An 11332-nucleotide genomic window follows, 5' to 3' on the forward strand; every position below is an offset into this window, starting at 1 on the left:
CGCGAGCGCCCAGACCTCGATCCCGCTCGTGTAGAAGAGCGCGATGATGGTGATCGCGATGAGGTCGTCGACCACCGCGAGCGTGAGCAGGAACATGCGCAGGGCGGGCGGGATGCGGGGTGCGATGAGGCCGAGCACGGCGACGGCGAAGGCGATGTCCGTGGCGGTCGGGATCGCCCAGCCGTGCACATCGGGTGTGCCCGCCGTGCAGGCGACGTAGATGAGCGCGGGGACCGCGACACCGCCGAATGCCGCCGCGACCGGGACGATCGCGGTGGAGAAGCGGCGCAGCGCTCCCGATACGAACTCCCGTTTGAGCTCCAGTCCCACCATGAAGAAGAAGATCGCGAGGAGGCCGTCGGAGGCCCAGTGGCCGATGCTCAGATCGAGATGCAGGGACTCCGGGCCGATGCGGGTGTCCCGGAGCGAGAAGTATCCGTCGGCGAGCGGGCTGTTGGCCGCGGCGAAGCCGGCGAGCGCCGCCGCCATGACGAGGATGCCGCCCGGCAGCTCGGCGCGCAGCACCCGGCTGACGCGTGCGGCCTCCCGCTTGTTGACGAGTGCGAGGATGCGGCGGGGCCTGCTGCGCTGGGAGCGAGGGACGGGCATGGGGGCCTTTCGGGGTCGGCCGACTCGAATTGCCGACCAGACTTCCCGGCGCACCGTCGATCAGTCTAGCGCGTGCGCTGCTTCTTGCGCCGCTTCGCGAGCTCCCGCTCGGCCTCCTGCGCCGAGTCGAACTCGTCGTCCTGCTCCTGCATGGCGACGGTCGCGACCGCGAGGGCGAGGCCTGCGAGCCACACGCCCCAGATGAGGAGGCGCCGCCAGTCCTTGCGCATGGACTGCGTGCGGCGGGCCGTGCTGACGGCTCCCAGGGTCGCGCCGATGACGCCGGGATTGGTGACGTACTTGCCGATCGACATGCCGACAGCCTAGCGGGTGGACCACCGGCGGAGGAGGGGTGGAACCGCGGACCCGCATCGGCTATAGGGCCCCGCGCGAACCGCCGGAGCATGGGCGAGGGCTTAGACTGGAGCGCATGTCAGAGATCGATATGAAGCCGCGGAGCCGCGACGTCACCGATGGGATCGAGAAGGCCGCGGCGCGGGGCATGCTCCGCGCCGTCGGCATGGGCGACGAGGACTGGGACAAGCCCCAGATCGGCATCGCGAGCTCGTGGAACGAGATCACGCCGTGCAACCTCAGCCTCGACCGCCTCGCCCAGGGCGCCAAGGAGGGGGTGCACGCCGGCGGCGGGTACCCGCTGCAGTTCGGCACGATCTCGGTCTCCGACGGCATCTCGATGGGCCACGAGGGCATGCACTTCTCCCTCGTCTCCCGCGAGGTCATCGCCGACTCCGTCGAGACGGTGGTGATGGCCGAGCGCCTCGACGGCACGGTGGTGCTCGCCGGCTGCGACAAGTCGCTGCCCGGCATGCTCATGGCCGCCGCGCGACTCGACCTGGCCTCGGTCTTCCTCTACGCGGGATCGATCGCGCCCGGCTGGGTCAAGCTCTCCGACGGCACGGAGAAGCAGGTCACGATCATCGACGCCTTCGAAGCGGTCGGCGCGTGCGTGGCCGGCACGCTCAGCGAGGAGGATCTGAAGCGCGTCGAGTGCGCGATCGCCCCCGGCGAGGGCGCCTGCGGCGGCATGTACACCGCCAACACGATGGCCTGCGTGGCCGAGGCGCTCGGCATGAGCCTGCCGGGCTCGGCCGCGCCGCCCAGCGCCGACCGCCGCCGCGACTACTACGCCCACCGCTCCGGCGAGGCCGTGGTCAACCTGCTGCGCCAGGGCATCACCGCGCGCGACATCCTCACGAAGCAGGCCTTCGAGAACGCGATCACCGTCGCGATGGTGCTCGGCGGTTCGACGAACGCCGTGCTGCACCTGCTGGCCATCGCCCGCGAGGCCGAGGTCGAGCTCACGCTCGACGACTTCACCCGCATCGGCGCGAAGACGCCGCACCTGGCCGACATGAAGCCCTTCGGACAGTACGTGGCCGAGGACTTCGACCGCGTGGGCGGCATGCCCGTCATCATGAAGGCGCTGCTCGATGCGGGCCTGCTGCACGGCGACGCGCTCACCGTGACCGGCCGCACCGTGGCCGAGAACCTCGCCGACGTCGACTCGACGCTCGACGGCAAGGTCATCCGCAAGCTCGACGATCCCCTGCACGCCAACGGCGGCCTCACGATCCTCAGCGGAACGCTGGCGCCGGAGGGGGCGGTCGTGAAGACCGCTGGCTTCGACGCCGAGACCTTCGAGGGCCCCGCGCGGGTGTTCGAGCGGGAGCGCGCGGCCATGGACGCCCTCGAGGAGGGGCGGATCCAGAAGGGCGACATCGTGGTGATCCGCTACGAGGGCCCGAAGGGCGGGCCGGGGATGCGCGAGATGCTCGCGATCACCGCGGCCATCAAGGGCGCGGGGCTCGGAAAAGATGTACTACTATTGACGGACGGACGATTCTCGGGCGGCACAACCGGCCTCTGCATCGGCCACATCGCACCCGAGGCGACGGACGGCGGTCCGATCGCCCTGGTCCGCGACGGAGACCTGATTCGGGTCGATATCGTCGCACGAACGCTCGATCTGCTGGTAGATCCCGCTGAGCTCGAGGCCCGACGAGAAAGCTGGGCCCCGCTTCCCCCGCGATACACGCGCGGTGTTCTGGCGAAGTACGCGAAGCTCGTGCGCTCGGCCTCGGAAGGGGCCGTCACCGGCTAGTCCTCACGCGGTCCGGACCGGCCGGATCTCTCGCTGCCGCGAGGATCCGGGCCGGCGCCGCATCCGCCCGGGCTTCTCCGCGAATCGTCGGGATCCCGCCGCCATCGCCCGAAACCTCTACTGAGAAAGCAAGCAATGACCTCGGATTCGAGTGCAATTCCCTCACCAGCCACCGCGGCTCCGCGCGGCGAACGGATGACCGGCGCCCAGGCGGTCGTGCGCAGCCTCGAGGCGCTCGGCGTCAGCGACGTCTTCGGCCTGCCGGGCGGCGCCGTGCTGCCCCTCTACGACACCCTCATGGACGCGACCGAGCTGCGCCACGTGCTGGTACGCCACGAGCAGGGCGGCGGTCACGCCGCCGAAGGCTTCGCGGCGGCCGGCGGCAAGGTCGGCGTCTGCATCGCCACCTCGGGCCCGGGCGCCACGAACCTCGTCACGGCGATCGCCGACGCCTACATGGACTCCGTGCCGCTGCTCGCGATCACCGGACAGGTGTTCTCGCACCTCATGGGCACTGACGCCTTCCAGGAGGCGGACATCGTGGGCATCACCATGCCCATCACCAAGCACTCCTTCCTCGTGAAGCGTCCCGAGGAGGTGCCCGGTGCCATCGCCGCGGCCTACCACCTCGCATCGACCGGTCGCCCGGGCCCCGTGCTCGTCGACATCACGAAGGACGCGCAGGAGGGCGAGTTCGACTTCGTGTGGGATCCCCGCGTGGAGCTCGCGGGCTACCGGCCCATCACCAAGGCCAACAGCAAGCAGATCCAGGCCGCGGCCGATCTCATCGCGACCGCCGAACGCCCGGTGTTCTACGTGGGCGGCGGCGTGGGGCGCGCCGGCGCCTCCGAGGAGCTGCTGCAGCTCGCCGAGCTCGTGGGCGCGCCCGTCGTGACCACGCTCATGGCGCGGGGCGTGTTCCCGGACTCGCACCCGCAGCACCTCGGCATGCCCGGCATGCACGGCACGGTCCCCGCGGTGCTCGCGCTGCAGGAGTCCGACCTGCTCATCACGCTGGGCGCGCGCTTCGACGACCGGGTGACGGGCAAGGCCGCGCTCTTCGCACCCGACGCGAAGGTGATCCACGCCGACATCGACCCCGCCGAGATCGGCAAGATCCGCCCGGCCGATGTGCCCATCGTGGGTGACGCCGCCGACGTGATCTCCGATCTCATCGCCGCGGTGTCCACCGCCAAGCTCGGCCGGGAGTTCGCCGACATCACGCCCTGGTGGGATCGCCTGCGCCTGCTGCAGGAGAAGTTCCCGCTCGGCTACCAGGAGACCACCGACGGCCTGCTCTCGCCGCAGTACGTGATCCAGCGCATCGGCGAGCTCACCGGACCCGAGGGCGTGTACGCCGCGGGTGTGGGGCAGCACCAGATGTGGGCCGCCCAGTTCATCAAGTACGAGCGCCCCAACGCGTGGCTCAACTCCGGCGGCGCCGGCACCATGGGCTACGCGGTGCCCGCCGCGATGGGCGCCAAGGTGGCCGAGCCCGAGCGCACGGTGTGGGCGATCGACGGCGACGGCTGCTTCCAGATGACCAATCAGGAGCTCGCCACCTGCGTGGTGAACGACATCCCCATCAAGGTGGCGGTGATCAACAACTCCTCGCTGGGCATGGTGCGCCAGTGGCAGACCCTCATCTACGACGGCCGCTACTCCAACACCGAGCTCAACACCGGTCACGGCTCGCAGCGCGTACCCGACTTCGTGAAGCTGGGGGAGGCCTACGGCTGCCTCTCGCTGCGCGTGGAGCGCGAGGACCAGGTCGACGACGCGATCAAGCTGGCGCTCGAGACCAACGACCGCCCCGTCGTCATCGACTTCGTGGTGAGCGCCGACGCGATGGTCTGGCCCATGGTGCGCCAGGGCACCTCCAACAGCGATATCCAGTACGCCCTCGAGCACAGCCCCGAGTGGGGGGAGGAGTAATCATGAGCCGCCACGTACTCAGCCTCCTCGTCGAGGACAAGCCGGGTCTGCTGACCCGCGTCGCCGGGCTCTTCGCCCGCCGCGGCTTCAACATCGAGTCGCTCGCCGTGGGGCCGACCGAGATGCGGGGACTGTCGCGCATCACGGTGGTCGTCGACGAGGACGAGGTGCTGCTCGAGCAGGTCACCAAGCAGCTCAACAAGCTCGTCAACGTGATCAAGATCGTCGAGCTCGACGAGTCCACCTCGGTGCAGCGCGAGCACGTGCTCATCAAGGTGCGCGCGGACAATCAGTCGCGCTCCCACGTGCTCGAGGCCGTCACGCTCTTCCGCGCCCGCGTGGTGGATGTCGTGCCCGATGCGCTCACCATCGAGGTGACTGGCGACAGCGGCAAGATCGACGCCTTCCTCAAGGTGCTCGACCAGTACGGCATCAAGGAGATCGCGCAGTCCGGCCTCATCGCCATGGGGCGCGGATCCAAGTCGATCACCGAGCGCGTCTTCAAGAACTGACACCGCCCGAAGGGCAGTGTCATCCTGCGCGAGCGAAGCGAGTCGCAGGATCTCGATCCCTCGACCACAACTGAACACGAGCCGTCATCCTGCGGCCGCGGAGCGGATCGCGGGATCTCGATCTTCAATATCAACCGAACACCCACCAGACTGGATTCTGCGACTTCGCGCAGAATGACGTTTCAGAACCGCACAACATAAGGAGAACCCAGTGGCAGAGATGTACTACGACGCCGACGCCGACCTCTCGATCATCCAGGGCAAGAAGGTGGCCGTCGTGGGCTACGGCTCGCAGGGACACGCGCACGCCATGAACCTGCGCGACTCGGGTGTCGAGGTCGTCATCGCCCTCAAGGAGGGCTCGAAGTCGATCCAGAAGGCCGAGGAGGCGGGCTTCGAGGTCAAGACCGTGGCCGACGCCGCCGAGTGGGCAGACCTCATCATGATCCTCGCGCCGGACCAGCACCAGCGCGCGATCTACAGCGAGTCGATCAAGGACAAGCTGACCCCGGGCAAGACCCTCGCCTTCGCCCACGGCTTCAACATCCGCTTCGGCTACATCGAGGCGCCCGAGGGCGTCGACGTGATCCTCGTCGCTCCCAAGGCGCCCGGTCACACCGTGCGCCGCGAGTTCGAGGCCGGCCGCGGCATCCCCGACATCATCGCCGTCGAGGTCGACGCCACCGGCACCGCCTGGGAGACCGCCAAGTCGTACGCCAAGGCCATCGGCGGCACCCGCGCCGGCGTCATCAAGACCACCTTCACCGAGGAGACCGAGACCGACCTCTTCGGCGAGCAGGCCGTGCTCTGCGGCGGCACCTCGCAGCTCGTGCAGTACGGCTTCGAGACGCTGACCGAGGCCGGCTACCAGCCCGAGATCGCCTACTTCGAGGTGCTCCACGAGCTCAAGCTCATCGTCGACCTCATGTGGGAGGGCGGCATCGCCAAGCAGCGCTGGTCGGTCTCCGACACCGCGGAGTACGGCGACTACGTGTCGGGCCCGCGCGTCATCGACCCGAGCGTCAAGGAGAACATGCAGGCCGTGCTCGCCGACATCCAGTCGGGCGCGTTCGCCAAGCGCTTCATCGAGGATCAGGACAACGGCGGCAAGGAGTTCATCGAGCTCCGCACCAAGGCCGAGCAGCACCCGATCGAGAAGACCGGCGTCGAGCTGCGCAAGCTCTTCGCGTGGAAGCAGTCCGACGACGACTACACCGACGGCAGCGCCGCCCGCTGAAGCCAGCCCGTCGGTGGGGCCGTCGGCGTAGTCGGGAGGTCTGCGTCTGCTGCTGCAGACCGCGAGCGGTCTGCACGAACCGACGGCAGCGCCGCGCGCTGAAGCGGCCCGCGGGAGCGCCCGTTCATCGAGCTTGTCGAGATGAGCGGGCGCTTTCGCGTCCCGTGGCGCAGTGCCCGGACGGCCGGCGGGATCACTCCTCGAGCCGCAGGCGGTAGCCCATCCCCGGCTCCGTGATGAGGTAGCGGGGAGAGGCGGGATCCGGCTCCAGCTTCTTGCGCAGCTGGGAGAGGTACAGCCGCAGGTAGCCGGTGTCGCGCACGTGCTCCGTGCCCCAGATGTGGGTGAGCAGCGTGTGCCTGGTGACGAGCCTGCCCGCGTTGCGGATCAGCAGCTCGAGCACCTGCCACTCGGTGGGGGTCAGCCGGATCGGCCGGGCGCTTCCGCCCGAATGGTCGATCGCGGTGCGGGAGGCGAGGTCCACGGTGACGCCGTCGAGGCGCACGACGGGGCTCGGCTGCTCCCGCGGCAGGCGCCGGGTCAGTGCGCGGATGCGGGCGAGCAGCTCCTCGACCGAGAAGGGCTTGGTGACGTAGTCGTCGCCGCCGGCATCGAGCGCCTCGACCTTGTCCGCCGCGTCGGCGCGGCCGGAGACCACGAGGATCGGGGCCTCCGACCAGCCGCGGATGCCCTGGATGACCTCGATGCCGTCGAATTCCGGCATGCCGAGGTCGAGCAGATAGAGGTCCGGCCGGTGGGCGACCGCAGCGGTGATCGCCTCCGCCCCGTCGGCCGCGGTGATCACCTCGTACCCCATGGCCGTGAGGGTGATGCGCAGCGCCCTGAGCAGCTGCGGGTCGTCGTCGGCGATGAGGATCTTCACGGCGTCTCCTCCTGCGGCGCGGAGTCCGCCGGCGCGCGGCGCGGTGCTGGATCCGGCGGTGGGTCCTGTGCGGCGCTCGCGCCCTCCGTTCCCGCAGCCCCCGGGGCGGTGCGCGCCGTCTCGGCGTGCGCCAGCAATCCGATCACCATCGTCAGACCGCCCTCCGGGGTCTCCTCGGGCCGCAGGGTGCCGCGCATGCCCTCCACGAAGCCGCGCGAGAGCGCGAGCCCGAGACCGAGGCCGGCGCTGTTGTCGGTGTCCCCGAGCCGCTGGAAGGGGACGAACACGTCGTCGCGGCGCTCGGGCGGGATCCCGGGGCCGCGGTCGATGATCCGGATCTCGACGCGGTCTCCGGTCGTGCGCGTGGCGATGCGCACCCGGGACCCCGGGGGAGCGTGCCGCTGCGCATTGGCCAGGAGGTTCACGAGCGCGCGCTGCAGGAGCACGGGGTCGGCGAGGGCCCGCGCGGCCCCGTGCCGGAGATCGAGCTCGACCTCTCCGGGGCCGAGCCCCAGCTCGTCGAGCGCGGGGACGACGGCCTCGGCCGGGTCGACGGGAACCGTGGTGATCGTGAGCACCCCGGCCTGCACGCGGCTGACGTCGAGGAGATCGGTCACGAGCGCGGACAGCGCGCGCAGGCTCTCGTCGGCGGTTTCCAGCAGCTCATCGGTGTCCTCGGGGGAGAGCGATCCCGCGGCGCTGCGCAGCCCGCCGACCGCGGTCGTCGCCGCGGCGAGGGGGCGGCGCAGGTCGTGGCTGAGCGCCGAGAGCAGGGCGCCCCGCACCCGGTCGGAGGCGGCGATGGGCTCGATCTCGCTGGCGGTCTCCTCGAGACTCCGGCGCTGCAGCGCCGCGGCCAGCTGTGCGGTGATGGCCGCGAGCAGGCGCCGCTCCGGCGCGGCGAGGGCGGGTCCGGCGAGCTCGAGCACGGCGCCGTCGGCCACCGGCGCGCGCCAGGTGCGGCCGACGGCCGGCGGCTCGCCCGATTCGGCGACGACCGCGCCGTTCTCCACCAGTCGCAGCCCGGTCAGCGAGAAGGCCTCGCGGGTCCGGTCGACGAGCGCCTGCACGGCGTCCTCTCCGCGCAGCACGCTCTCGGCCACGGCCTGCAGCAGTTCGGCCTCTGCGGCCGCGCGACGGGCCGCGTGGGTCTGGCGGGCGGCGCGATCCACCACGAAGCTGACGAGCGCGGCGATCGAGACGTGCAGCAGCAGGGCGAGCAGATGGCGCGGGTCGGCGATGTCCACCGCGTGCCGGGGCTCGATGAAGAGGAGGTCGATCGTGAACCCGGAGAGCACCGCCGCGAACAGAGCCGGCCAGATGCCGCCGACGAGTGCGACGATCACGACGAGCAGCTGGTAGCTGAGCACCTCCGTGGTGATCGCGTCCGGGGTGTGGAAGGCCCGCAGGGGCCACGTCAGCAGCGGGCCGCCGGCGAGGGCGAGCGCGAACCCCGCGATCCGCCGCCTCCCGGTGAGGCCGCCGTGGAACGCGGGGAGCGCGACCGGGCTGCGATCGCGGCCGGTCGGCGGGCCGAGCGGCGGCTCCGATCCGGTCATGTCGGTGCTCCCTCCGGTGGTCCTGCAGTCAAGGGTATGAGGTGCGGCCCGCCGCTGTCCGCATTGGCGGCCCGCGACCTCCGCTATGCCACGTGCACCCACGGTCGGCGCGTGCTGTCGGCCTCCGCCTCCCGGAGCACCTCGCGGGTCATGGGGGCGATCTCGCCCTCCCCGAAGAGGAGGAAGCGCAGCAGATTCGTGAGGGGGTTGCCCTCCGTCCAGCGGAAGTACACGTGCGGCGTGCAGCCCAGCTCGTCGCGCAGGTGCAGCGTCACCGCCGCGATCCCGTTCGGCACCGTGCTGCCCCGCGCCGTGAGCACCCGGAAGCCGTCCCGCTCCACGCCTCGCACCAGCAGCTCGTCCTCGAAGTCGGAGCTGTCGGAGATCTCGATCTCGATGAAGAGCACGTCGTCGTCGGGCAGGCGGTGCGCGAGGCGCGCGTGGAGCAGCTTCTGCCGGTAGCGTTCCGCGCTCAGATCGTCCGGCTGGTGCGCGATGAGCCGCACGGGGCCGTCCGGAAGCCGATCGAGGAGGGATTCGGCCGCCGGATCGAGGCGCACCGAGCTCGCCCGCAGCTCCGTGGACCGCGCGATCCGCGAGACGAAGCTCACCAGGAGGATGCCGAGCACGAAACAGGCGGCGATCTTGATGCCGTCCGGGCGCTCGACGATGTTCGCCACGGTCGTGTAGAGGAACACCGCGGTCACGATCCCGAACCCGATCGTCGCGCCCCGCTCCCGCCGGCGGTGAGCGGCGAGGGCCACCGCGATCGCCGCGGAGGTGATGAGCACGAGCACTCCGGTGGCGTAGGCGCCGCCCTGCGCGTCGACGCTCGCCTCGAACAGGACGGTGATCAGGAACGCGATCGCGGTGAAGACCAGTACCAGGGGGCGCGTGGCCCTGGCCCACGCCGGGGCCATGCCGTAGCGGGGCAGATAGCGGGGCACGAGGTTGAGCAGGCCGGCCATCGCCGAGGCGCCCGCGAACCACAGGATCGCGATCGTCACGAGGTCGTACGCGGTGCCGAAGCCCTCGCCGAGGTACGCGTGCGCGAGGTACGCGAGGGCGCGGCCGTTGGCGGCTCCGCCCTCCTGGAACTCCTCGGCGGGGATCAGCGTCACGGTGGTGAACGACGAGGCGATGAGGAAGCCGCTCATGATGAGCGCGGAGGTGGTGAGCAGGCGCCTGGCGCCCCGGATCCGTCCCTCGGGTCGTTCCTCGGTGTCGTTCGCGTCGCCGCGGATCTGCGGCATCACGGCAACGCCGGTCTCGAAGCCCGAGAGGCCCAGCGCGAGCTTCGGGAACACGAGGAGCGCGATCGCCACGGCGAACAACGGGTCGCCGTGCTGCGTGGTGAGCGTCGCCCACCAGTCGTCGACGATGCTCGGGGCGGCGATGAGCCGGGCCAGCGCGACGGCGACCACCACGAGGTTGAGCGTCAGGAACGCCGCCACGAGCATGGTCGCCAGCCGGATGGCCTCGCGGAAGCCGCGCAGGAAGACGACGCCGAGCCCGGCGAGCAGCGCGAGGGTGATGACCACCTCCTGTCCGTGGAGGACCTCGGGCGCGAGCGGGTTCTCCACGAGGTGCGCGGTGGCGTCGGCCGCCGAGAGCGTCATGGTGATCATGAAATCGGTCGCGGCGAAGCCCAGCAGGGCCAGCACGGCGAGCTTGCCGCCCCAGCGCGGGAGCAGCCGCGCGAGCATGGCGATCGAACCGGTGCCGTGCGGGCTCTCCCGGGCGACGCGCCGGTAGACGGGGAGGGCCCCGGCGAGTGTGACGAGCACGAGCACGAGGGTGGCGATCGGTGCGATCGCGCCGGCCGCGAGCGCCGCGATGGCGGGCTGGTATCCGAGCGTGGAGAAGTAGTCGACGCCGGTCAGGCACATGACCCGGAGCCAGTGCGCGCGACGGTGCCCTTCCGGGCGGCCGTGCGGCCCCGTCTGGCGGCCGGGCGCCTCGGCGGTCTCCGCGAGCAGCCAGCGTCCGAGGGATCGCCGCCGCTCGGATCCGTCGTCCTCCTGCGACCCGAGCTCGAGGGATGAGCGCGCCGCTGCCGGGGGAGCGGCCGCCGGTGCGTCGGTGGGGTCGGGCATGGGGTACTCCGTTCGGGACAGGGCCGCGGATGCGAGCGGCGCAGCATCCATCGAACGCCGCTCCGGGCGCCGCTGCGGCGATCCTTACGGTTTCCATACGGGAATCCCCCTGGCGCTGACGGAACCCATACGGGGATGCGCGTGCGGCCGCGGCCGGCGTCGCGGCCGGTGCGGTCTCCGGCGCCGCGGAGGCTTCGGCCGGCGCGGTATTCAGTGTTGCTCAGTACCGCTAGTCGGTGTTACTGTGTAGTGGTAGTCAGTGTCATTGAGTAGTGGGGGTGGGCTCGTGGGCCGGCAGATGACCGAGATGCTCAAGGGGGTGCTCGAGGGGATCGTCCTGGCGATCATCGCCGCGCGCCCCGCGTACGGCTACGAGATC

At 70.8% G+C, this 11332-nt stretch carries 8 protein-coding genes and 2 pseudogenes; 5 read left to right on the plus strand and 5 right to left on the minus strand.

The annotated features are described in order from the left end of the window. Together ACWKZU_RS03480 and ACWKZU_RS03485 are read right to left on the minus strand one after the other, a co-directional pair. Positions 1-609, minus strand: a 609-nt coding sequence (locus tag ACWKZU_RS03480) for a Na+/H+ antiporter NhaA (RefSeq protein ID WP_449281002.1), incomplete at its 3' end; no start/stop codon positions are given. A gap of 65 nt (positions 610-674) precedes the next feature. Continuing rightward, a complete protein-coding gene (locus tag ACWKZU_RS03485) occupies positions 675-923 on the minus strand; it encodes a hypothetical protein (RefSeq protein ID WP_449281003.1) in 249 nt (82 codons plus the stop codon). Positions 924-1039: 116 nt separating this feature from the next. Between ACWKZU_RS03485 and ilvD the strand changes: the two genes are divergently transcribed. The 4 genes from ilvD (at position 1040) to ilvC (ending at position 6415) form a co-directional block, all read left to right on the plus strand. Beyond that, entirely contained in the window at positions 1040-2731 is a 1692-nt protein-coding gene (gene ilvD / locus ACWKZU_RS03490) for a dihydroxy-acid dehydratase (RefSeq protein WP_449281004.1), read from the plus strand. 135 nt (positions 2732-2866) lie between these two features. Beyond that, entirely contained in the window at positions 2867-4666 is a 1800-nt protein-coding gene (locus ACWKZU_RS03495; protein WP_449281005.1) for an acetolactate synthase large subunit, read from the plus strand. A gap of 2 nt (positions 4667-4668) precedes the next feature. Next, positions 4669-5178, plus strand: a complete 510-nt coding sequence (gene ilvN, locus ACWKZU_RS03500) for an acetolactate synthase small subunit (RefSeq protein ID WP_449281006.1) — start codon at positions 4669-4671, stop codon at positions 5176-5178. Between the two features lie 220 nt (positions 5179-5398). Continuing rightward, the gene (gene ilvC, locus ACWKZU_RS03505) at positions 5399-6415 is read left to right on the plus strand and encodes a ketol-acid reductoisomerase (protein ID WP_449281008.1); all 1017 of its coding nucleotides are present in this window, start codon (positions 5399-5401) and stop codon (positions 6413-6415) included. A gap of 193 nt (positions 6416-6608) precedes the next feature. Here the strand turns inward: ilvC and ACWKZU_RS03510 are convergent, their stop codons facing one another. From ACWKZU_RS03510 to ACWKZU_RS03520, 3 genes and pseudogenes are all read right to left on the minus strand, one after another. Further along, positions 6609-7298: a response regulator transcription factor gene (locus tag ACWKZU_RS03510; protein WP_449281007.1), complete on the minus strand. Its 690-nt coding sequence runs from the start codon at positions 7296-7298 to the stop codon at positions 6609-6611. Continuing rightward, positions 7295-8797 (minus strand): annotated as a pseudogene (locus tag ACWKZU_RS03515) (sensor histidine kinase); the annotation flags it as partial. The pseudogene ACWKZU_RS03515 and the gene ACWKZU_RS03510, both read right to left, overlap by 4 nt. A gap of 143 nt (positions 8798-8940) precedes the next feature. Further along, on the minus strand, positions 8941-10746 hold the full coding sequence (locus ACWKZU_RS03520) for an amino acid transporter (protein WP_449281009.1): 1806 nt from the start codon (positions 10744-10746) through the stop codon (positions 8941-8943). A gap of 493 nt (positions 10747-11239) precedes the next feature. Between ACWKZU_RS03520 and ACWKZU_RS03525 the strand changes: the two are divergent. Then, positions 11240-11332, plus strand: a pseudogene (locus ACWKZU_RS03525) (PadR family transcriptional regulator); the annotation flags it as partial.

It is taken from the genome of Leucobacter sp., from assembly GCF_053528595.1.